Source organism: Cochlodiniinecator piscidefendens (assembly GCF_011326755.1).
Lineage (GTDB): Bacteria > Pseudomonadota > Alphaproteobacteria > Rhodobacterales > Rhodobacteraceae > Cochlodiniinecator > Cochlodiniinecator piscidefendens.
This window is the reverse complement of sequence record NZ_JAAOIE010000004.1, coordinates 34,927-58,507: the sequence shown is the minus strand read 5'-3', so window position 1 is coordinate 58,507 and position 23,581 is coordinate 34,927. Positions and strand designations below refer to the sequence as shown.

The 23,581-nt window shown below is 51.1% G+C and carries 16 protein-coding genes and 1 pseudogene; 11 read left to right on the top strand and 6 right to left on the bottom strand.

The window, feature by feature from the left end; all coding sequences use genetic code 11:
• Positions 1 to 25: 25 nt before the first annotated feature.
• The 6 genes and pseudogenes from pip to infB all read left to right on the top strand — a co-directional run bounded on the left by pip (position 26) and on the right by infB (position 7,326).
• Positions 26 to 1,015 carry a prolyl aminopeptidase gene (gene pip, locus G9C99_RS11780; RefSeq protein WP_166417711.1) on the top strand — a complete coding sequence of 330 codons (990 nt, stop codon included), beginning with the start codon at positions 26 to 28 and terminating at the stop codon, positions 1,013 to 1,015.
• A 59-nt stretch (positions 1,016 to 1,074) separates the two neighbouring features.
• Positions 1,075 to 1,695, top strand: coding sequence for a CDGSH iron-sulfur domain-containing protein (locus G9C99_RS11775; RefSeq protein ID WP_166417710.1), 621 nt, complete (start codon positions 1,075 to 1,077; stop codon positions 1,693 to 1,695).
• Positions 1,696 to 1,931: 236 nt separating this feature from the next.
• Positions 1,932 to 2,504 (top strand): annotated as a pseudogene (gene rimP / locus G9C99_RS11770) (ribosome maturation factor RimP); the annotation flags it as partial.
• Between the two features lies 1 nt (position 2,505).
• A complete protein-coding gene (gene nusA, locus G9C99_RS11765; protein ID WP_166417708.1) occupies positions 2,506 to 4,125 on the top strand; it encodes a transcription termination factor NusA in 1,620 nt (539 codons plus the stop codon).
• A 22-nt stretch (positions 4,126 to 4,147) separates the two neighbouring features.
• Positions 4,148 to 4,777: an RNA-binding protein gene (locus tag G9C99_RS11760; protein ID WP_166417707.1), complete on the top strand. Its 630-nt coding sequence runs from the start codon at positions 4,148 to 4,150 to the stop codon at positions 4,775 to 4,777.
• Positions 4,774 to 7,326: a translation initiation factor IF-2 gene (gene infB / locus G9C99_RS11755; protein ID WP_166417706.1), complete on the top strand. Its 2,553-nt coding sequence runs from the start codon at positions 4,774 to 4,776 to the stop codon at positions 7,324 to 7,326. The genes G9C99_RS11760 and infB overlap by 4 nt, the downstream gene beginning before the upstream one ends.
• A 305-nt stretch (positions 7,327 to 7,631) precedes the next feature.
• Here infB and mutT read toward each other — a convergent pair whose 3' ends face one another.
• The 3 genes from mutT to G9C99_RS11740 are packed head-to-tail and all read right to left on the bottom strand — an operon-like array spanning position 7,632 to position 10,188.
• Entirely contained in the window at positions 7,632 to 8,030 is a 399-nt protein-coding gene (mutT, locus tag G9C99_RS11750) for an 8-oxo-dGTP diphosphatase MutT (protein WP_166417705.1), read from the bottom strand.
• On the bottom strand, positions 8,027 to 9,337 hold the full coding sequence (argJ, locus tag G9C99_RS11745; RefSeq protein ID WP_166417704.1) for a bifunctional glutamate N-acetyltransferase/amino-acid acetyltransferase ArgJ: 1,311 nt from the start codon (positions 9,335 to 9,337) through the stop codon (positions 8,027 to 8,029). Before argJ ends, mutT begins: the two co-directional genes overlap by 4 nt.
• Positions 9,338 to 9,342: 5 nt before the next feature.
• Positions 9,343 to 10,188, bottom strand: a complete 846-nt coding sequence (locus G9C99_RS11740; RefSeq protein ID WP_166417703.1) for a peptidylprolyl isomerase — start codon at positions 10,186 to 10,188, stop codon at positions 9,343 to 9,345.
• Positions 10,189 to 10,372: 184 nt separating this feature from the next.
• Here G9C99_RS11740 and secA point away from each other — a divergent pair, with 184 nt between their 5' ends.
• Positions 10,373 to 13,075 (top strand): preprotein translocase subunit SecA, encoded by a 2,703-nt coding sequence (gene secA, locus G9C99_RS11735; protein ID WP_166417999.1) that lies wholly within the window; start codon positions 10,373 to 10,375, stop codon positions 13,073 to 13,075.
• 115 nt (positions 13,076 to 13,190) lie between these two features.
• Positions 13,191 to 14,735 (top strand): phosphate ABC transporter substrate-binding/OmpA family protein, encoded by a 1,545-nt coding sequence (locus G9C99_RS11730; protein ID WP_166417702.1) that lies wholly within the window; start codon positions 13,191 to 13,193, stop codon positions 14,733 to 14,735.
• 5 nt (positions 14,736 to 14,740) lie between these two features.
• Here G9C99_RS11730 and radC read toward each other — a convergent pair whose 3' ends face one another.
• Positions 14,741 to 15,502 (bottom strand): RadC family protein, encoded by a 762-nt coding sequence (gene radC, locus G9C99_RS11725; RefSeq protein WP_166417701.1) that lies wholly within the window; start codon positions 15,500 to 15,502, stop codon positions 14,741 to 14,743.
• A 145-nt stretch (positions 15,503 to 15,647) separates the two neighbouring features.
• Between radC and G9C99_RS11720 the strand changes: the two genes are divergently transcribed.
• The 3 genes from G9C99_RS11720 to G9C99_RS11710 are packed head-to-tail and all read left to right on the top strand — an operon-like array spanning position 15,648 to position 20,295.
• Positions 15,648 to 16,181 (top strand): TetR/AcrR family transcriptional regulator, encoded by a 534-nt coding sequence (locus tag G9C99_RS11720; protein ID WP_166417700.1) that lies wholly within the window; start codon positions 15,648 to 15,650, stop codon positions 16,179 to 16,181.
• Between the two features lie 13 nt (positions 16,182 to 16,194).
• Positions 16,195 to 17,241, top strand: a complete 1,047-nt coding sequence (locus G9C99_RS11715) for an efflux RND transporter periplasmic adaptor subunit (RefSeq protein WP_166417699.1) — start codon at positions 16,195 to 16,197, stop codon at positions 17,239 to 17,241.
• Between the two features lie 9 nt (positions 17,242 to 17,250).
• Positions 17,251 to 20,295, top strand: coding sequence for an efflux RND transporter permease subunit (locus G9C99_RS11710; protein WP_166417698.1), 3,045 nt, complete (start codon positions 17,251 to 17,253; stop codon positions 20,293 to 20,295).
• Between the two features lie 64 nt (positions 20,296 to 20,359).
• Here the strand turns inward: G9C99_RS11710 and dnaJ are convergent, their stop codons facing one another.
• Positions 20,360 to 21,514 (bottom strand): molecular chaperone DnaJ, encoded by a 1,155-nt coding sequence (gene dnaJ / locus G9C99_RS11705; protein ID WP_166417697.1) that lies wholly within the window; start codon positions 21,512 to 21,514, stop codon positions 20,360 to 20,362.
• An 81-nt stretch (positions 21,515 to 21,595) separates the two neighbouring features.
• Positions 21,596 to 23,512, bottom strand: a complete 1,917-nt coding sequence (gene dnaK, locus G9C99_RS11700) for a molecular chaperone DnaK (protein ID WP_166417696.1) — start codon at positions 23,510 to 23,512, stop codon at positions 21,596 to 21,598.
• Between the last annotated feature and the right edge of the window lie 69 nt (positions 23,513 to 23,581).

Here is a 23,581-nt window from a genome sequence, read left to right as displayed (position 1 = left end):
CCGTCACATAGTATATAGGGTATTCATGGACAGGTCCGCACGGCAAAAAGGCGCATCATTTCATCTTTTCCCACCGATTGAACCATTTGATCGGCGGATGATGGATGTTGGCGATGGGCATCAGATCTACGTGGAACAATGCGGTGCGCGCGATGGCATTCCGGTTATTGTTTTGCACGGCGGACCCGGTGGCGGCACCAGCCCCTTTATGCGTCGGTTTTTTGATCCAAAAATTTACCGGATCGTTTTGTTCGATCAACGTGGTTGTGGGCGTTCAAAACCGAGTGGAAGCGTCGAGAGCAATACAACTTGGGATTTGGTCGCGGATATTGAGCGTATTCGCGAGGCTTTTGAAATTGAACGCTGGATTGTCTTTGGCGGCAGTTGGGGTGCAACGCTTTCGTTGATATATGCCATTTCGCACCCAGACCGCGCTGCTGCATTGGCTTTGCGCGGAGTGTTCTTGGCTACGAAAGCTGAACTGGATTGGTTTTACGAGGGCGGCGTATCGGCGTTCTGGCCAGATTTATGGGATGAGTTCGTAGGGCTTTTGCCGATGGAAGAGCGCGGTGAGGTGATCAAAAACTATCATGGCCATATTCACTCAGGCAGTTATGGCGAAGAGGTTAAATATGCCCGTGCGTGGACCGTTTGGGAAAATGCGCTCGCGGCGATTAGCAGCAATGGCCGGGTTGGGCCGACGCCATCTGATTATGCACTGTCCTTTGCGAAGCTGGAGAGCCACTATTTTATCAACGGTGCGTTTTTAGAGTGCGACGATTGGATCATAAAAAACGCGGATCGGATTGCGCATATTCCAGGTGTCATCGTGCAGGGCCGGTTTGATATGATTTGCCCGCCGAGCTCGGCGTACCGGCTTTCGAAAGCTTGGCCAAAGTCGGACCTGAGATTGATCGGGCAGGCGGGGCACGCGCTTTCTGAAGCGGGGATCATGTCAGAACTTCTGACGGTGATGGAAGACTTTGCGGATATGCGAACAGAGCTTGCGCTTTAACGGGGCTTGCTTTGCGAAGAGGCTTGGCAGACACTTCCTATGAATAGGGAGGATGAGCCATGTCAGATGACAAGCCAATCTTTGAACTACGCGAAAACGGGCCACTTATCTTAAAACACTGCGCGTCGATGAAAGGCGCGGATGGGGATGTGACGCTCGTAAAACCTGTTATGGCATTGTGCCGTTGCGGGGCGAGTAAATCTAAGCCTTTCTGTGACGGAACTCATAAAGACATTGGGTTTTTGTCATCGGGTGGAAAACCGGCAGGTCGTGATAGGTTGATCGCCTATGAAGGTGCCGAGGTAACGGTGACGTATAATCCATTATTGTGTTCGCATGCTGCGGAATGTGGTCGTTTAGCTAGCCATGTTTTTGATCCGGCGCAAAAGCCGTGGATACAACCGGACAATGGCACCAAAGCAGAAGTCGAAGCTGTTGTTGCGGCCTGTCCATCTGGCGCGTTGGCTTTTGCAGGGGCAGAACACCGTATCGCTGAACGGACAACGGTAGAGGTCGAACCAAATGGCCCGTATTGGGTGACGGGGGCGGCGATTGATGCGCCTCTATCTGGCGAAGGCGGTTCAGCTGATAAATACGTGCTGTGTCGATGTGGTAGGTCGGGAAATAAGCCTTATTGTGACGGAACACATCGAGATGAAGGTTGGCGCAGCGAAGATTGATTTTCTGCGTTTGAAACGCCTTGGTGAAGAGGCCCGCAGAGGGGCGGAGGATAACCTGCTTTAATCCCCTTGCAGACTCAGGTTTTTTCCCCTATATCCCCCATTAACAGCGGCGGTTTGGTCTTCGGGTCAAGCTTCCACCGGGAAATATCGACGGGCCGCGCGCCCGTTTTTTTGTGCTTTTAGATCGCGCCTGACGCGAGAAATGGCATAGAGCAAACAAAAGTGCGAAGGAACACATGGCTGACCTCATCGCGAAAGCTGCGATTGATCGCAGAGTGAAAGAAATCATCGAACCCGTGGTCGAAGGCCTAGGGTTTGAATTGGTGCGCGTGCGTATGCTTAGCGGCAAAACGACGATTTTGCAGGTTATGGCTGAACGTCCCGACGGTGGGATCGAAGTTGATGATTGCGCTAAGATTTCGAACGAAGTTTCCGCAATCATGGATGTCGAAGACCCGATCGCAGACAATTATGCGCTTGAGGTGTCATCGCCGGGTATTGATCGGCCTTTGACGCGTCTCAAAGATTTTGACATGTGGAATGGCTATGAAGCCAAACTCGAAACCGCCGATCTGATTGATGGTCAGCGCCGTTTCAAAGGGGTGCTCGCGGGCACCGAAGAAGACGAAGTTCTGATCACGATTGATCAGGGGACTATCGGCCTGAAATTTGATTGGCTGACCGATGCGAAGCTCGTTCTGAGCGATGAATTGATTGCAGAAATGCTACGGGCGCGCAAAGCGTCAGGCATCATTGATGACGACCAATTCGACGAAATTCAAACCGACACTTCCGAGGAAGAGTAATATGGCAATTACTTCTGCAAACCAGCTTGAGCTTCTACAAACTGCTGAGGCCGTCGCACGTGAAAAGATGATCGACCCTGAACTGGTTGTTCAGGCGATGGAAGAAAGCCTCGCCCGCGCTGCGAAATCTCGCTACGGCTCTGAGATGGATATTCGCGTGTCAATCGACCGCAAAACCGGCAAAGCGACCTTTACCCGTGTGCGCACAGTTGTCGAAGATGATCTGCTGGAAAATTACCAAGCTGAACTGACCGTTGAGCAAGCCAAGCAATACACCTCTGACCCTGCGGTTGGCGATGAATTGTCTGACGAAGTTCCGCCAGTTGAAATGGGCCGTATCGCGGCGCAATCAGCGAAACAGGTGATCTTGCAAAAAGTTCGCGAAGCAGAGCGTGATCGCCAGTACGAAGAATTCAAAGATCGCGCTGGCACCATTATCAATGGTCTCGTGAAACGCGAAGAATATGGCAATGTTATCGTTGACGTTGGCCGCGGCGAAGCTGTGTTGCGTCGCAATGATAAAATCGGCCGCGAAAGCTATCGCCCGAACGACCGTATTCGCGTTTACATCAAAGATGTACGTCGCGAAGTGCGTGGCCCACAGATCTTTCTAAGCCGGACTGACCCGCAGTTCATGGCGGAATTGTTTAAGATGGAAGTGCCTGAAATCTATGATGGCATTATCAACATCAAAGCTGTCGCACGTGACCCTGGTTCACGCGCTAAGATCGCAGTGATTTCCAACGACAACTCCATCGATCCTGTTGGTGCCTGTGTTGGTATGCGCGGTAGCCGTGTTCAGGCCGTTGTGAATGAGCTTCAGGGCGAAAAAATCGACATCATTCCTTGGAATGAAGATCAGCCAACATTCCTTGTGAATGCGTTGCAGCCTGCTGAAGTGACCAAAGTTGTTTTGGACGAAGAAGCAGAACGCATCGAAGTTGTTGTCCCTGATGAACAGCTAAGCCTTGCGATTGGTCGCCGTGGTCAGAACGTGCGCCTTGCGTCACAGTTGACCGGACTTGATATCGACATCATGACTGAAGCAGAAGAATCTGCACGTCGTCAGGCTGAATTCGCAACACGCACTAAACTGTTTGTTGATACGCTTGATCTTGATGAATTCTTTGCTCAGCTCTTGGTGTCCGAAGGCTTTACCTCTCTCGAAGAGGTGGCATACGTCGAAGTTGACGAATTGCTGGTTATCGAAGGTGTCGATGAAGCAACAGCAAGCGAACTTCAGGCGCGCGCACGTGATTACCTAGAAGCACAAAACCGCAAAGCACTTGAGCGTGCGGTTGAGTTGGGCGTCGAAGACAGCTTGATGAGCTTTGAAGGTCTGACACCGCAAATGATCGAAGCATTGGCCGAAGATGGCGTTAAAACGCTTGATGACTTTGCGACATGTGCTGACTGGGAATTGGCTGGTGGCTGGACCACTGTTGATGGTCAACGCGTAAAAGACGATGGTTTGCTCGAAAAGTTCGATGTTTCTCTCGAAGAAGCACAAAACCTCGTCATGACAGCACGTATTCAACTTGGTTGGGTTGACCCCGCCGATTTGGAAGCAGAAGAAGACGCCGACGCAGATGCGGTTGGCGAAGAGGAAGCAGAGGCCTGAATTCAGGTTTCGGAGGGCTTAGATGTCACGACGTGACAAAATCAGAAACCGGGTTGAACCGGAACGGCGCTGCATAGCAACCGGAGAATCCCAGCCAAAAACTGGGCTGATCCGGTTTGTCGTGGGCCCAGACAACCAGATCGTGGCAGATCTATTTGAAAAACTGCCAGGGCGCGGGATTTGGGTTATCTCTGATCGTGCTGAGCTGGACAAAGTGATAAAAAAGGGCCTGTTCGCGCGGGCCGCCAAACAGCCGGTGACGGTGTCGGATACCTTGATTGACGATATTGAGGCGGGCCTAGCGCGCCGGGTTGTCGATCTTATTTCATTGTCGCGTAAAGGTGGTTACGCGGTGACGGGATACGAAAAGGTCAAAGGCTGGTTGGTGAATGAGTACGCACAGGTACTTATTCAGGCAAATGATGGATCATCGCGCGGAAAAACCAAACTTTCGACCCCACATGATGGGTCATATATTGGCCATTTGACGGCGAATGAATTGGGTTTGGCTTTCGGGCGAGAAAATGTGATACATGGCGCGCTTGCGCCTAGCGGACTCACCGAACGTGTAGTAGAGGAAGCTGCGCGGCTTTCGGGCGTTCGTGAAAAAGACGGTGGTTCAGCTGCCGGGAAGGATACGAAGACCAAATGAGCGATAGTGACGGCAAAAAACCTCTCGGCCTGCGTGGCGGCGACGCGCGCCCAGGCAATGTAAAGCAAAGCTTCAGCCACGGTCGGACGAAGAATGTGGTTGTGGAAACAAAACGCAAGCGCGTTGTTGTGCCTAAGCCTGGCGCAGGAACAAAGCCCATGGGCGCTGGCGGCGGTGCTGGACCCTCAAAACGTCCTGCAGGCATTTCTGATGTTGAAATGGAACGCCGGCTAAAAGCTGTTCGCGCTGCGAAAGCACGCGAAGCTGAAGATGCGGCAAACCGGATTGCGGAAGAAAAGGCACGCGAAGAAGAACGCGCGCGCCGCCGTGCCGAAATCGAAGCGAAAGAGCGTGAAGAACGCGAACGCGAAGAGCGTGCTAAGGCGAAAGCCGAAGAAGAAGCGCGTGCAAAAGCCGAAGCTGAAATCGCTGCTCAGCGCGCTGCCCAAGCCAAAGCCCAAGAGGCAAGTGCTGCTGCGGCAAGCTCTAAGCGTCAGCAAACTCAATCTAGTGCGCCAGCGGCAAACGATCAAACCGCACGCCAAGCGCCTGCTGGTGGCCCAAAGCCATCATCTGCGCCACGTAAAAATGATCGCGACAACCGTGATGCCGCACGTCAACCTAAGAACAAAAACCAAAATGATGGTCGCCGTTCTGGTAAGCTGACACTTAATCAGGCGTTGTCTGGTGGTGAAGGTGGGCGTCAACGTTCTATGGCGGCGATGAAACGCCAACAAGAACGCGCACGTCAAAAAGCGATGGGTCAAGCTGAAAACCGCGAAAAGATCGTACGCGAAGTCAAAGTTCCTGAGGCGATTATCGTTTCAGAATTGGCCAATCGTATGGCAGAGCGTGTTGCTGAAGTTGTGAAATCACTCATGAAAATGGGTATGATGGTTACACAGAACCAAGCAATCGATGCCGATACTGCTGAGCTGATCATCGAAGAATTCGGCCACAAAATTGTGCGCGTCTCTGACGCTGACGTTGAAGATGTGATCGACTCTGTTGATGATAAACAGGAAGATCTGCGTGATCGTCCTCCGGTTATCACTATCATGGGTCACGTTGACCACGGTAAGACGTCTCTGCTTGATGCGATCCGGAATGCTAAGGTTGTTGCAGGCGAAGCCGGCGGTATTACACAGCATATCGGTGCGTATCAGGTGAAAACCGATGGCGGCACTGTTCTGTCATTCCTCGATACTCCGGGGCACGCGGCGTTTACGTCTATGCGGGCACGTGGTGCACAGGTTACGGACATCGTTGTTTTGGTTGTGGCTGCGGATGACTCCGTGATGCCGCAAACAATCGAAGCGATCCACCATGCGAAAGCTGCTGGTGTGCCAATGATCGTTGCGATCAACAAATGTGACCGCCCAGCGGCTGACCCGAACAAAGTACGGGCAGAACTATTGCAGCACGAAGTGATCGTTGAAGCCATGTCAGGTGAAGTGCAGGATGTCGAAGTCTCTGCAATCACGGGTCAGGGCTTGGATCAATTGCTTGAGGCGATTGCGCTACAGTCTGAAATTCTTGAACTCAAAGCAAACCCCGATCGCTCTGCATCTGGTGCGGTGATTGAGGCGCAGCTTGATGTTGGTCGTGGTCCGGTGGCGACTGTTCTGGTTCAGAACGGTACACTGCGTAAAGGTGACATTTTTGTTGTGGGTGAGCAGTACGGTAAGGTGCGTGCGCTGATCGATGACAAAGGTAACCGTGTTGACGAAGCTGGCCCATCTGTTCCGGTAGAGGTTCTTGGCCTTAACGGTACACCTGAAGCTGGTGACGTTTTGAACGTTGTTGATACCGAGGCTCAGGCGCGTGAAATTGCGGAATATCGTGAACACGCGGCTAAAGACAAACGGGCTGCCGCTGGTGCAGCGACCACTCTTGAACAGCTTATGGCGCAGGCGAAGCAAAGCGAAAACCTCGCTGAATTGCCAATCCTTGTTAAGACAGACGTTCAAGGTTCTGCTGAAGCTATCGTTCAAGCGATGGAAAAAATCGGAAACGACGAAGTTCGTGTTCGCGTTCTACACCATGGTGTGGGTGCGATTACTGAATCTGACATTGGTTTGGCTGAAGCTTCCGGTGCGCCTGTGATGGGCTTTAACGTGCGTGCAAATGCATCGGCTCGGAACGCAGCAAACCAAAAAGGCGTAGAAATTCGTTACTATTCCGTCATCTACGATCTTGTAGATGATGTGAAAGCGGCGGCTTCTGGCCTGTTGTCTGCTGAAGTTCGCGAAAACTTCATCGGCTACTCGAAGATTAAAGAAGTCTTTAAAGTTACGGGTGTCGGTAAAGTTGCAGGTTGTTTGGTAACCGAAGGTGTGGCGCGTCGTTCTGCGGGTGTTCGCCTGTTGCGTGATAACGTTGTTATTCATGAAGGTACGCTGAAAACGCTGAAACGCTTCAAAGATGAAGTGAAAGAAGTTCAGTCAGGTCAAGAATGCGGTATGGCATTTGAGAACTATGACGATATCCGTCCTGACGATGTGATCGAGATCTTCGAACGTGAAGAAATCGAACGCAAACTCGACTAAGTTGCGGATATGTATGGAATTAAAAAGGGGCGCATAAAGCGCCCCTTTTTCGTATTCGTTTGTTTAAATGATTTAGGCGGCTTCTGAGATCGGATAACCAGAAAAGGTTTCCTTCCCGACGCGTACCATTATTTTACCGTTACTCAACTTACGCACGAATGTTCCCTGCACGGAAACACAACTACCAACTGTTATTGTTCTAATCATAAGCTTCTTGCCCCCAAGGTTTGAGCTTGGTTAATTTTATCAAAAAATTCCCCTTTGCGAACCCCCTATTTTTGCGGAGGCCTTAACTCAATATTAACTTACAGCCAGTCGCGTAAGATAGGTATCAAAGGTATATCAGCAGCGGGCATTGGATAATCCCGTAACGCGTTGGCGCGAACCCATTTTAAAGTCTGCCCCTCTTTTGGTTGGGGTGTTCCATTCCATTTTCTGCAGGCGAAAAGGGGCATTAAAAGATGAAAGTCATCGTAGCTATGGCTGGCAAACGTGAGTGGCGCCAAACAACTTTGCCATGTATCGATGCCCAACTCTTCGTGAAGCTCGCGAATCAGTGCGGCTTCGGGTGTTTCGCCGGCTTCGATCTTCCCTCCGGGGAATTCCCACAGACCAGCCATGGATTTGCCTTCGGGGCGTTGAGCAAGAAGAACGCGACCGTCAACGTCGATCAATGCGACGGCGGATACTAATATAGTTTTCACGACCGATAATCCGCGTTGATTTCGATATAGCGGTTTGTCAAATCGCAAGTCCACGCAGTGGCGTTTCCTGAACCAATGCCGATATCGACCGAAATTTGCAGGTTTTGCCCTTTCATATGGGCCGCTGCGTCGTCTTCGCTGTAGCCTTTTGCAACCCAGCCCTTGTCGGCGACAAGTACGTCGCCAAAGCTGATGGAGAGCAAGTCGCGATCAGCTTTGGCACCGGACTTTCCAACTGCCATAACCACGCGTCCCCAATTGGGGTCTTCGCCAGCGACGGCTGTTTTCACCAGAGGTGAGTTGGCAATGGCCATGGCAATTTTATGGGCGTCCGCATCTGTATCTGCATTTGTAACGTTAATTTCTACAAATTTGGTGGCTCCTTCGCCGTCCTTAACAACCTGATGGGATAGGTCGAGCATTACTGTGTGCAATGTGGCCTTAAACGCTTGCCCCTCGGGGCTGGTCAGATCGACGATTTCCGGAGCTTCTGCTTTCTGTGTCGCCACCAAAAGCAAAGAATCCGAAGTTGATGTATCGCTGTCTACTGTTATGCAGTTGAACGTTACATCGGTCAGTTCAGACAGGAGTTGTTGCAACAAAGGTTGCGAAATTTTTGCGTCTGTAAAGATATAGACAAGCATTGTCCCCATATCGGGTGCGATCATGCCTGACCCTTTGGCGATACCCGCAATCGTAACAGCCCCAGAGACCTCAACACAGCCTTTCGCAAAGGTGTCTGTGGTCATGATAGCCTCAGCTGCGTCTTGGATGGCATCGGCATTTAACGCGTCTTTGAGTGCACCGATTTTACCGGTGATTTTATCATGTGGAAGCGGTTCACCAATCACCCCGGTGGATGATGAAAACACCCGGTTTTGCGGAATCGCCAATGCATTCGCAACAGCGGCAGTGACGGTTTCAACAGAGCTAACGCCATTGTTGCCCGTAAAGGCGTTGGCGTTTCCGGAGTTAACGACAATGGCACCGCCTGGCTGGCTATCGCTACCTAGCTTTGCTTCGCAATCCAATACAGGTGCAGCGCGGGTCGCCGAGCGCGTGAAAACACCGGCGATGGCAGAACCCGGTGCAACTTCTGCCAACATGACATCTTTGCGCCCTTTGTAGCGCACGCCCGCCTCAAGTGCGGCAAATCGGACGCCGTCGATAGCGGGTAAGGCCGGGAAGCCACCAGCAGGTGCCAGTGGCGAAACAAGCGGAGCAGACGGTTTTTCTGCATCTGCCAATTGTTGCTTTAGCTGCGCGATCTCTGCTTGCAGCGCAGCAATTTCGTCGGCCTTACCCATTATTCTTATTCCTCGATCAAAGCAGTGTTTGACAGCATAGCTGGATCAATTTCGTCATCGGCCACTTGTGTGATGTCGGCACCCTCAACCAAAGCAGCCAATTGTGCCTCCATTGCTGCGCGTTGCAGGTTGGCTTCCAGCTCTGCGCGAACGTCTTCCAACGCGGGTGCGTCTTTGAGGCGTGTTTCGTTCAGCATGACAACATGCCAACCAAACTGCGTTTCAACGGGTGCTGACACTTGACCGGGTTCCAATGCTACGACAGCTTCTTCAAATGGGGCGACCATCATGCCAGGGCCGAACCAACCAAGTGCGCCACCGTTGGCACCGGAAGGGCCTGTTGATTTTTCACGGGCAAGGTCCGCAAAATCAGAGCCATCGTTCAGCATTTGAACCAGCTCAAGCGCTTCTTCTTCGGTTTCGACTAGGATGTGGGCGGCATTATATTCGGTGCTTGGATCGGTTTCTGAAAACTCTGCTTCATAAGCGGCTTGAACGGCCTCTTCTGTTAGGCTGCTTTCAAGAATGCCTTCGACAGTTACACTGGCCAAAATTGCACGTGTTTCATTGTCGATCATGTATTGCGCCGCGCGAGGTGCATCCGTGACCTGCTGAGATAACACAACCTGTTGGATCAACTGTTCTTTGATACCTTGAAACAGCACTTCGTCAGGGAGTTCCTGATATTGTTCTGGCAATTGGGTTTTTGTCGCGATCATGTGACCAAGCGTGATGTCGGTCCCGTTTACAGTTGCTACAACGGTGTCAGCTGTCACATCCTCAGCAAATGCTGGTGCCGCAAGCGTGAGGGCAAGCGCAGTTCCCAGCCAGAAATTAGTGTGTTTTGACATCTATTCATCCTTTGAATTGGTCACTCAGGTCCGTGACGTTGACACTATGCTTTGTGGCCCTTACATCGCCAGAGGGTCCTGATGATAACGGGCTTTGTTGTTGACCATACTTAGGGCGACAAAGAGCACGGGACAAGGTATCACTGACCCTGAATTGAATTGGAACGCATTGAGCGGAGAAAATATGCTGGGCCTTGGAAAAATCGCTAAGAAAGTCTTCGGAACTCCGAATGATCGCAAAGTCAAAGCGACGCGCCCGCTTGTCGCGAAAATCAATGCGCTTGAGCCAGAATTTGAAAAGCTCAGTGATGAAGGCATAATCGAAAAAACCGCCGAATTGCAAAAACGTGCAAGAGACGGCGAAGATCTGGATACTCTTTTGCCAGAGGCCTTTGCAAACTGTCGCGAAGGTGCGCGCCGTGCGTTAGGTCTACGTGCCTTTGATACGCAGCTTATGGGCGGCATTTTCCTGCATCAAGGTAACATTGCAGAACAAAAAACCGGCGAAGGCAAAACCCTGACCGCGACATTCCCAGCCTACTTGAACGCATTATCTGGCAAAGGCGTGCACGTTGTTACGGTGAACGATTACCTTGCAAAGCGTGATGCCGAATGGATGAGCAATGTGTTCACCGCGCTTGGTATGACAACGGGTGTTGTTTACCCGCAGCAGCCTGATGCCGAGAAGAAGGCCGCTTATGCGTGCGATGTGACCTATGCGACAAACAATGAGCTTGGGTTTGATTATCTGCGCGATAATATGAAATCTGAACTGGCCCAAATGAGCCAGCGCGACCATAATTTTGCGATTGTCGATGAGGTGGATTCAATTCTCATTGATGAGGCGCGGACACCTTTGGTGATTTCTGGTCCTGCGGAAGATCGTTCTGAAAAGTATATCACTATTGATAAGCTCATTCCTGAGTTGAAAGACGACCATTTCACGCTGGATGAAAAAACACGCAATGTGACATTCACGGACGAAGGTAACGAATTTCTAGAAGAGCTGTTGGCGACTTACGGTCAATTGCCTGAGGGGCAGTCGCTTTATGATCCGGAAAGCACAACCTTGGTGCACCATGTGAACCAGGGCTTGCGGGCGCATAAGTTATTCACGCGTGACAAAGACTACATCGTGCGCGATGGCGAAGTTGTTCTGATCGACGAATTTACCGGGCGCATGATGTCTGGTCGTCGTTTGTCTGATGGTTTGCACCAAGCGATTGAAGCTAAAGAAGATTGCAAAATTCAGCCGGAAAACGTGACGCTGGCGTCTGTGACCTTCCAAAACTATTTCCGTCTGTATGATAAACTTGGTGGGATGACGGGTACTGCGGCGACCGAAGCGGATGAATTCGCTGAGATTTACGGTCTTGGCGTGGTTGAGGTTCCTACAAACCGTCCCATCGCGCGTGTTGATGAACATGATGCGGTGTATAGAACAGCCAATGAAAAATTCGCAGCGATTGTCGAAGAGATCAAAAAGGTCAATGCGACCGGGCAGCCTATTTTGGTTGGGACAACGTCGATTGAAAAATCTGAACTCCTATCTCAACTGCTGACTACCGCAGAGGTGAAGCACAACGTCCTGAATGCGCGTCAGCACGAACAAGAAGCACAGATTGTTGCAGATGCTGGTAAACTGGGCGCTGTAACGATCGCGACCAATATGGCTGGCCGTGGTACAGATATTAAGCTGGGCGGGAACGTCGAGTTCAAAATCATGGATGCGATTGCAGCCGACCCTGACACGCACCCTGATGAGGTACGCGAGCGGATTGAAAAAGATCATGCAAGCGACGAAGAGGCCGTCAAAGCCGCTGGTGGTTTGTTTATTCTGGCGACTGAACGCCATGAAAGCCGCCGGATTGATAACCAGCTGCGCGGCCGTTCTGGCCGTCAGGGTGACCCTGGCCGCTCTTCTTTCTTCCTAAGCCTTGATGATGATCTGATGCGTATTTTCGGATCGGAACGTTTGGACAAAGTTCTATCATCTTTGGGGATGAAAGAAGGCGAAGCTATCGTTCACCCTTGGGTCAACAAATCGCTGGAAAAAGCGCAGGCCAAAGTCGAAGGTCGCAACTTTGACATTCGTAAACAACTGTTGAAATTTGATGATGTAATGAATGACCAGCGTAAAGTTATCTTTGCGCAACGTCGCGAAATCATGGAAACCGAAGACCTATCTGAAATCGTTGACGACATGCGTACGCAGGTGATCGACGATATGGTCGAGGCACATATTCCACCAAAATCATATGCTGATCAATGGGACACGCAAGGTTTGTACGTTTCGACGATTGAAAACCTTGGCATCGATGTACCAGTGGCGGAATGGGCGGCAGAAGAAGGTGCAGATGACGACACTCTGCGCGAGCGGCTTGAGGAAGAATCCCAGAAGTTCATGACAGAAAAGGCTGAACAATTCGGCCCCGAAAATATGCGCCGCATTGAAAAGCAGCTATTGTTACAAACGATTGACGCAAAATGGCGCGAACATTTGCTAACGCTCGAACATTTGCGTTCTGTGGTTGGGTTCCGAGGGTATGCGCAGCGTGATCCTCTGAATGAATATAAAACAGAATCCTTTGAGCTGTTTGATGGTTTGCTCAACTCACTGCGTCAGGAAGTGACCACCAATCTCGCTAAAATCCGTCCGCTTTCACCGGAAGAGCAGCAGGAAATGATGCGCCAGATTGCAGCGCAGCAAACACAGCAGCAAAAAACTGTTCAAGCAGCAACGCAAGCGGCCGTTGAAGAAGCACAAGCGCCGATCGAAGGTTTTGATGAAAACAACCCTGAGACCTGGGGTAATCCAAACCGCAACGACCCTTGCCCATGTGGGTCGGGCAAACGGTTTAAGCACTGCCACGGCAGTCTCGTTTAAGAACGCACATTGGGCCGCTCATGATTGAGGCGGCCCATTTTCAATAAGAAATAGTTGTATTTTCGCGCCCAAAGCCAGAAGGTCATTGGAGCGGGATAAAGGATATATGCGTTCTATGCGGGCTTTTGTAAAAACGGTTGTCTTGGGCTGTTTGGCAGCGGTTTTTTTCACCGAAGTTATGGCGCAGGATGTGACGCTGTCTTCGCCGGATGGGGCGGTCGCTGTCGAAGGTAATCTTCTAACTTATGACGGGCAATTCTATCGAGTTGATACGATCTACGGGGTATTAACGGTTGATGGGAGCGGCGTGATATGCGCCGGCCCTGGTTGTCCCGACCTTGAGGCGCATGTCGCGCAATTGCTTATTGGCGGTGATACCACGGTCGGCGTCTCGCTTTTGCCTGCTCTCTTAGAAGGGTTTTCCGCCCAAGAAGGCCTGACAGCAACGCAAATTGGCGAAGGTATTTCTTTCCAATATTTGTTATCGGATACTGCCACAAATGCGCAGATTGCACGGGTGCAGTTTGACTTATCCACTTCAAGTGCAGGTTTCGAGGCACTGATTGACGGTCAGGCAGAATTGATCCTGTCTAATCGCGAAGTTACACCAAATGAAAACGAACGGGCCCAAGCAGAAGGTGTGGGCGACTTGGATGATCCACGCCGCAGCCGTGTTTTGGCGTTGGACGCCTTGGTACCAATTGTGGCTGAAGACAACCATCAAGAAGAGATCAGTGTTGCGGACCTGCGCCGTATTCATGCGGGTGCAGTTGACAATTGGGACGACGTTGGCGGTGGTGATCTCCCCCTGAGCCTGCATGTGTTAGCACCAGAACAGCGTGAGGGGTTGCAATTTGCCTCTGTGCGCGCGGACGATGTTGAGGTTCATGCGAATAGCCGGGATTTGGTTGCGCGGGTTGCGCGCGATCCCTTAGCGCTTGGTCTGGGGCGTCTGTCGCAAGTAGCGGGTGGGCGTATTTTACGTTTGACCGGCTCTTGTGGATTTTCGTTCGCGCCTGACCAAAGCGCGGTGAAGTCTGAGGATTATCCGTTTGTTGCACCTTATTATGTTTATACACCGGGTTACCGCCTGCCACGTTTTGCGCGCGACTTTTTGAAATATCTCGATTCAGAAGATGCGCAGCAGGTTGTGTCCGAGGCCGGATTTGGGGATCAGCGATTAACGGAAATTCCTCTGTCGCGTCAGGGGGATCGATTTGCCAATGCAATTGCACAAGCCGGCGACGAAATTGAGTTAGAAGAATTACAGCGCATGGTTGGTTATTTAACGGGTGCGCGCCGTCTTTCACTGACCTTTAGGTTTCGGAGGGGCTCAACCGATTTAGATGCACAAAGCCGGGCGAACGCGCGTGTCTTAGCGCAATATATGGATGCGGGCCGTTTTGACGGCGTTGAGCTGGCGTTTGTCGGATTTAGTGATGGTGAGGGTCCTGCCGATGGTAATCGACGGATCGCATTGCGGCGTGCGAATGCTGTGCAAAACGGTGTGCTTGATCTGCTGGAAACCACTGACCGATCACGCCTAGATTTAGGGGTCGAAGCATTTGGCGAAGCCCTGCCCATGGCGTGTGATGACAGCGATTTAGGGCGGCAAATCAACCGTCGGGTCGAACTTTGGGTACGTCCACTGCAACGATGATTAGCTTACAGATATCCTGCTGACCGGAAACTAAGTTCACAAGATTTCCCGATGATTAGGTGGTCATGTAGGGTTAGGCTTAAGGCCTCTGATGCGTCGCGGATTTGATTGGTCATGATAATATCAGCATCTGAAGGGGTCGGGTCGCCAGATGGATGATTATGCACAAGAATAAGAGCCGAGGCGTTTAGCTCAAGTGCGCGTTTCATGATTTCGCGCGGGTAGACAGGGACATGATCAACGGTGCCTTTGGCCTGTTCTTCGTCTGCGATTAGAACGTTTTTGCGGTCGAGATATAACACGCGAAAATGTTCAGTTTCCCTGTGTGCCATCGTCGTGTGGCAGTAGTCTAAAACCTCATCCCAACTGGATAGCACGGATCTTTTCATCACCTTTGCACGTGCCAAGCGATGTGCGGCTGCCTCGATGATTTTGAGTTCAATTACGACTGCTTCGCCAACCCCGGTCACATCCCTAAGCCGATCCGTTGGGGCAGAGATCACGCGATTGAAATCCCCAAAGGTTTCAAGAAGCAAGCGAGCGAGAGGTTTGACGTCTTTTCTAGGGATTGCCCGAAATAGGATCAGTTCCAATAGCTCATATTCTGGGACTGCGTTTGCTCCACCGATCATGAAACGTTCGCGCAGCCGTTGGCGGTGGTCCCGTAAATACGAAGGAGGCTTCGTATCTTTGGCAGGAACAATAACCACTTCATCACTCTCAAAGAGTGGCAAAGGTGCTTCTGCAAATTGGTTTGGACGAGACATACCTATTTTTGAAATTATTTCGTGAAGGAAGTGTTAACTGACAATTGCACGGCCATATTACTCTTAAAAATAAGGGCTCGACAAAAAGTAAACATGTGTTTACATGGGCCGCATGATAGAGACCGCGCGCAAGAGAGATGCCGAAATGACGTCGCAGGAGATTCGTCTCGCTGCGCAGAAAGTGTTTACGGACAAAGGATATGACAAAGCGGGCTTAAGAGAAATTGCGGCGTTGGCAGGCGTCAATGTTGCTCTAATCAGTCGATACTTTGGTTCCAAAGAAGACTTATTCGCATCTGCTGTGTTTTCATGCATCGAGTTAGACGCGTTGTTGCAAGGGCCGCGGAATGAATTTGGTGCCAGGGCAGTGGTCGCAATTACGACAAAAGAAAAAGAAGACGATTTTGATCCGGGGTTGGCCCTGTTCCGATCAGCCACTAGCCCAATTGCCTGCCCAATTGTTAAACGCGCATTGCAGAAAAATGTGGTTGACCCGATTGCGTCATGGTTAGGCGGGCGGGATGCGCAGTTGCGCGCTTCTTTGATCGCGGCGCACATGGCAGGATTTGATATATGTGCTCACATCATGAAACTTGATGCTCTGAGCCAAGAACAAGATGAAGCAAAACTGCGCATGTTTGCGCAGGCATTGCAAAGTTACGTCGATATAGAAGAATAGACGGAGATTCAAAATGAAACGATTGGGTTTTATCGCGGGATTGTTTTCCGCATTGGTTTTCAGTGCAGCGGTGGCCCAAGATGCTCCGCGGTCTGTTAAGTTGGCTACGATTGAACTGGATAACGTCGGTTTCGAACGGCGCTTTTTCGGGCGGGTCGTTGCGCGACAAACCGTTGATTTGGCATTTCAGGTAGGTGGTCAAATTATTGAATTTCCCGTGGTTGAAGGTACAGAGCTTCCTCAAGGGGCGCTGATTGCGCAGTTGGATCTCGCGCCGTTTGAACGGCAACTTGCGCAGGCTGAGTTGCAATCAGATCAGGCTGGCCGTGTATTGACGCGCCTCAATTCTTTAAGTGCTTCGTCGGTTTCTCAGGTTTCAATTCAAGACGCGGAAACCAACGTTGCATCCGCCGAGATTTCAGTCGAAGTGGCGCGGGATGCATTGAACCACGCGACGTTACATATGCCTTTCGATGGGTTAATTGCATCGCGTAATACGGCCAACTTTACCACGATCAATGCGGGTACTGCAGTTGTTCGATTGCATGATATGTCTGAACTGCGCGTTGAAATTGATGTACCGGAAATTCTGTTTCGGGGGGCGCAGGAAGATGATCAATCGTTTGAGATCTACGCAGTCTTTCCCGGGTCTGACGAACGTTTTCCTCTGCAACTGCGTGAATATGTGGCTGAGGCTGCGAGTGTCGGACAAACATTTCGCATAACGCTTGGCATGGCGCGGCCAGAAGGGATGCAGTTGCTTCCGGGTGCCTCTGTTACTGTCGTAGCGCAGCCACGGGTAAATAATAATGCTGTTGTGATCCTGCCCGCGTCTGCGCTTTCGTTCGGGCCAAACGGCGAAACGTTTCTTTTTGTATTTAACTCTGAGAACGGGGAAGCCGGTAGTCTTGAACGCGTAGAGGTAGAAATCGATGCCTCAGAAGATGGGCGTATTGTTTTGCTGGATGGCCCGGCCGTTGGAACCGAAATTGTTGCAACTGGGACCAACGTTTTGATCGACGGGCAAGACGCACGTCGCTTTGTTGGCTTTGGGCAGTAGGAACAGATTATGTCGATTGCACGTGGATCTATAAACAACCCTCTTTTGACATGGATGGTGATGTTAGGGTGCCTCTTTGGAGGTATATTTGGGTTTTTCAATCTTGGCCGTCTTGAAGATCCGGCCTTTACCATCAAACAAGCCGTTATTGTCACGCAATACCCAGGAGCCTCTGCCGAAGAGGTCGCCGCCGAGATTTCTGAACCATTAGAAGCCGCGATTCAAAAGATGGGAGAGGTTGAGCGTATTACATCACGCAACACGCCGGGCATGTCTTTGATCGACGTTGAGATGAGATCGAATTTTGACGGAACAGAGTTACCAGCCATTTGGGTCGATTTACGCAACAACGTAAATGATGTGCGCCTTCCATCGGGTGCTCAACCGCCTATTGTGAATGATAGTTTTGGCGATGTATTCGGAATATTCTTTGCCGTTACAGCCGAAGGGTTTAGCGATGCAGAAAAATATGAGCTGGCGACCTACCTAAGACGAGAGTTATTGGCGGTGCAGGGTGTGGCAGATGTTAACACTGCTGGCCTTCCCGAAGAGAACATATTTGTTGAACCGTCGTCACCGGTCATGGTGAACCTTGGTGTTCCTCCAACTGCTATTGCGAACGCTATTGCGAATGCCAATAGTTTGACTGCGGCTGGGTCGTTTTTGGACGGATCAGACCGGTTACGTATTTTGACGCCCGAAGGGTCAGATAGCGTCAGCGAAATTGCGGGCTTGGCTATCGGCGTTGGGGGTGCGGTTATCAACCTTGCTGACATCGGAGAGGTGTCCCGCAGCCGGGTTGAGCTACCTTCGCAAATTATACGTTTTAACGGAACAGAAGCCTTCACATTGGGTGTATCTGGACTGGCGCAGGAAAACATTGTTGATGTGGGGAACCGTGTCGATGCCCGGTTGGCGCAAATGCAGCAGAATATCCCTGCTGGTGTCGAAATTTTCCCAATCTACCAGCAACATTTGGTGGTGGATGCTGCCAGTCAGAACTTTTTGCTAAACTTGGCGATTTCCGTTGCCATTGTGGTTGCTGTTTTGGCGGTTGCGATGGGGCCACGGGCGGCGGTGGTTGTCGGTGGGACGTTGTTTCTGACCGTTGTGGGGACGGTTTTTTTCATGTTCTTGTTCTCGATCGAAATGGAACGCATTTCGCTTGGTGCGCTGATCATCGCGATGGGTATGCTTGTCGATAACGCGATTGTGGTGGCTGAAGGCATGCAAAATGCCATGCGCCATGGAAAATCGAGCCGTGAAGCGGCCGATGAAGCTGTGAGCAAAACGCAAATTCCGCTCTTGGGGGCGACGGCGATTGCGATCATGGCCTTTGCCGGCATTGGGCTGTCCAATGATGCGACTGGCGAATTCTTATTCTCGTTATTTGCGGTGATTGGAATTTCTCTGACGCTCAGCTGGATATTGGCAATTTCGGTCACACCGCTGTTGGGTCACTATTTCTTTAAAACCGAAGAGGCTGGCGCTGGCGAAGCGTATAATAGCCTTCTGTTTAACTTGTATGGAGCGGCATTGCGTTGGGCGATGAAGCTTCGCTGGTTGGTTATTGCTGGTCTGATTGGTTTGACTGTCGTGTGCGTCATGGCGTTTGGGTCTGTCAAACAGCAGTTTTTCCCAGATTCAAATACTCCAATCTTTTACGTTCACATGAAGTTACAAGAAGGCACCGACATCAACGAAACGTCGGATAAGCTGGAATTGTTTGAAGCATGGCTGGCGGATCAGGAAACAGTTGTCTCAACGTCTGCGTTTGTCGGAGAGGGGGCAACTCGGTTTATTTTGACTTATGGCGCTGAGCAGTCAGATCCTTCTTATGGGCATTTGATTGTACGGACGTCTACATTGGACGAAATTCCGCCTCTGATTGCCGATATCGAAGCTTACGCAGCTGAGGCATTGCCTGAAGGAGAGTTCAGGACCGAACGCATGGTGTTTGGACCGGGTGGTGGGGCACCAATTGAGGTGCGCCTCAGCGGACCTGACCGGGATGTCTTGAGGGCGTTGTCTGATGAAGTTGCTACAACGTTGCGTAGCGCGTCAGAGAATGTACATAGCCTGCGCACAGATTGGCGCGAACGGAGTCTGGTTTTGCAGCCAATTTATGCGGCTGAGCGTGCGCAGACTGCAGGTGTCACTCGGGATGCAATTGCCAATGTATTACTGCTGGCGACGGATGGGTTTCAAGCTGGGGTTTACCGCGAAAATGAACGGCTTATCCCGATTGTTATCAGGCAAAGTGCCGCAGAGCGTGCGCAAAGTGGGCACCTGTTGAACCAAGTGATCTATTCTGACAGCGCGAACCAGTATGTTCCAATTGAGCAGGTCATAGACGGGTTTGACTATGTTGTTACAGATAACACCATTCGGCGTCGCGATCGTGTTCCAACAATAACGGTACGTGCGAGTATATCGTCGGACCTAACCGCTGCAGCAGTCTTTACAGAGGTTCAACATGCGATTGAGGCGCTTGAACTTCCATCGGGGTATAGTCTTGCTTGGGGTGGGGATCACGAAAGCTCTGGCGATGCGAATGCATCTCTTGGGTCTACATTGCCTGTCACTTTTTTGATCATGGTGCTGATTTCGATCCTGCTGTTTAACGCTTTGCGTCAGCCTTTGGTGATCTGGTTGCTGGTCCCCATGAGCATCAATGGCGTTGCTCTAGGATTGTTGGGAACTGGCCTGCCGTTTTCCTTTACGGCGTTGCTGGGTCTACTGTCGCTGTCAGGAATGTTGATCAAAAACGGTATCGTTCTGGTCGAAGAGATCGATTTACAACGTAAAGAGGGTCTGCAGATTTCCGATGCAGTTGTGCTGGCTGGTAAGTCTCGGATCAGGCCGGTTGTTCTTGCGGCTGTTACGACGATTTTGGGGATGTTACCACTACTGGGTGATGCATTCTTTGCGAGCATGGCAGTTACAATTATGGGCGGCCTTGCCTTCGCGACGGTCCTTACGCTTATTGCTGCGCCGGTGTTCTATTACACGATGTTTCCCGGTGCGCGTAAGGCCGAGCGTTTAGCCAAATAAAAAAGGCCAGCTGTTGCTGGCCTTTGATACAAAATGAAAGCGTGGCCTGTTAAAGGCCGCGCTTTTAACTTTTCATGCTGTCCCAAAACCCTTTTACAGTTTTGAAAAAGCTTGAACCTTCAGGATTGTTATCTGCTTGAATATCATCAAATTCGCGCAGAATTTCCTTTTGACGTGCGGTCAGGTTCACGGGCGTTTCAACGGCCAGTTCGATGAACATATCCCCCTGCCCATTGCCGCGTAGGAATGGCATTCCTTTGCTGCGTAGGCGCATCTGACGGCCTGATTGGCTACCTGATGGGATTTTTACGCGCGACCGTCCGCCATCAATTGTTGGGACTTCAATATCGCCGCCCAAGGCAGCTGATGACATTGAAACGGGTACGCGGCAGAATAGGTTTTCACCTTCTCGTTGGAAGATTGCGTGATCCTGAACCTCGATAAAGATATACAAATCACCAGATGGACCGCCGCGTAGGCCAGCTTCGCCTTCGCCGCTTAGGCGAATACGTGTTCCGGTTTCAACACCTGCTGGGATATTGACGCTGAGCGTGCGTTCTTTTTCCTCACGACCGGCACCACCACATGTTTTGCATGGGTTTTTGATCGTTTGACCCGCACCCTGACAGGTGGGGCAAGTGCGTTCAACGGTGAAGAAACCCTGCTGCGCCCGCACTTTACCCATGCCTGAACAGGTCGGGCAGGTCACAGGTTCAGCGCCTGCTTCGGCACCTGTGCCTTTACAGGGGGCGCAGGCGATTGTACCGGGAACGTTGATGGTTTTTTGAAGGCCTGAGTAAGCCTCTTCGAGTGTCACGCGAAGATTGTACCGTAGGTCAGAACCACGCGTTGCACGCTGGCGTCCGCCGCCTTGGCCACCAAAACCACCGCCGCCGCCGCCAAACAGGTCGTCGAAGATGTCAGAGAACGCAGAGGCAAAATCGCCTTGGCCGCCATAGCCGCCACCGCCACGTTGACCGCCGCCCATGCCACCTTCGAATGCGGCATGACCATAACGGTCATAGGCAGCTTTCTTTTCCTGATCCTTTAGAACTTCATAGGCCTCATTGGCCTCTTTGAATTGTTCTTCCGCATCTGGATTGTCAGTGTTGCGATCTGGGTGCAACTCTTTGGCCTTCTTGCGAAAGCCTTTTTTGATTTCGTCTGCGGAGGCTCCTTTAGAGACACCGAGCGTTTCGTAATAGTCGCGCTTTGCCATTTCTTATCCCTTTGTGGGGAACGCAAAAGCCGGCCCGACAGAAATCAGGCCGGCCTATAAGGGTGTCAGTTGCCTGACATCTTATGCGCGTTTGTCGTTATCAAGATCTTCGAAATCAGCGTCAACGATGTCATCGTCGCCCATTTCGTCTGCGGCTGGCATTTCAGGTTCAGCGCCATCGGCCTCTTCCTGAGCAGCTTTGTAGATCGCTTCACCCAGTTTCATCGCTGATTCTGTGACGTTCTGGATGCCAGATTTGATCTTATCAGCGTTTTCAGTCTCAAGCTGATCTTTCAGAGCAACAATCGCAAGTTCGATGGCCTCGATGGTGGTCGGGTCAACTTTGTCTTTGTGCTCTTCCATTGATTTCTCAGTGGAATGGATCAGGCTTTCAGCTTGGTTTTTCGCTTCGACCAGCTCTTTACGCTCTTTATCCGCTTCAGCGTTGGCTTCGGCATCTTTTACCATTTGCTCGATGTCGTCGTCAGACAGACCACCAGAGGCTTGGATGGTGATTTTTTGCTCTTTGCCAGTGCCTTTGTCAGCGGCGCCAACGGATACGATACCGTTTGCATCGATGTCGAAGGTCACTTCGATCTGAGGCAAGCCACGTGGTGCAGGTGGGATTTCTTCGAGGTTGAATTGACCAAGGATTTTGTTATCCGCAGCCATTTCGCGCTCACCCTGGAAACAACGGATGGTCACAGCGTTTTGGTTGTCTTCTGCAGTTGAGAAGATCTGTGATTTCTTCGTTGGGATCGTGGTGTTGCGGTCGATAAGGCGTGTGAACACACCGCCAAGGGTTTCAATGCCCAAGGACAGCGGAGTCACATCTAAAAGAACAACGTCTTTCACGTCGCCCTGCAAAACACCTGCTTGGATCGCTGCGCCGGAAGCCACAACTTCGTCAGGGTTCACACCTTTATGCGGCTCCTTGCCGAAGAATTTTGTAACTTCTTCAACAACGCGCGGCATACGTGTCATACCACCCACGAGAACGATCTCGTCGATGTCACCAACAGACAGACCGGCATCTTTCAATGCGGCTTGGCAAGGTTTGATAGACGCTTTGACCAGATCACCAACAAGCTGCTCTAGCTTTGCACGGGTCAGTTTCAGCACCAAGTGCAATGGCTGACCAGTCGTGCCGTCCATGCTGATGAAGGGTTGGTTGATTTCAGTTTGATTGGCTGAAGACAGTTCGATTTTGGCTTTTTCAGCAGCTTCTTTCAAACGCTGAAGGGCCATTTTGTCTTTGGTCAGATCAACGCCGTTCTCTTTTTTGAACTCATCCGCAAGGTAGTTCACGATGCGCATGTCGAAGTCTTCACCGCCGAGGAACGTGTCGCCGTTGGTAGATTTAACTTCGAAGAGGCCATCATCGATTTCGAGAATGGTAACGTCGAATGTACCGCCACCAAGGTCATAGACCGCGATGGTTTTTGTTTCGTCTTTATCAAGGCCATAAGCCAGCGCAGCCGCTGTTGGCTCGTTGATGATACGCAGAACTTCGAGACCAGCAATTTTGCCGGCGTCTTTGGTCGCCTGACGCTGAGCATCGTTAAAGTACGCAGGAACGGTGATAACCGCCTGTGTTACTTCTTCGCCAAGGTAGCTTTCAGCGGTTTCTTTCATTTTGCCAAGGATGAAGGCAGAAATTTGCGAAGGAGAGTATTTCTCGCCTTTTGCTTCGATCCAAGCATCGCCATTGCCGCCGTTTACGACAGAGAATGGCAGGTTTTTCATGTCTTTTGCGAGATGCGCGTCGTCAATACGACGGCCAACCAAACGCTTTACACCAAAAACAGTGTTTTCTGGGTTGGTAACAGCCTGACGTTTTGCAGGTTGACCAACGAGACGCTCATCGTCGGTGAACGCTACGATAGACGGCGTTGTGCGCGCGCCTTCGGCGTTTTCGATGACACGTGGTTGCGAACCATCCATGATGGCAACGCAAGAATTTGTAGTACCAAGGTCGATACCGATAACTTTAGCCATGCTAAATTACCCTCTTCTATTAGGCGATGTGTTGGCACCAAGACCCTTGAAAGGCATCAAGGCGCCGAT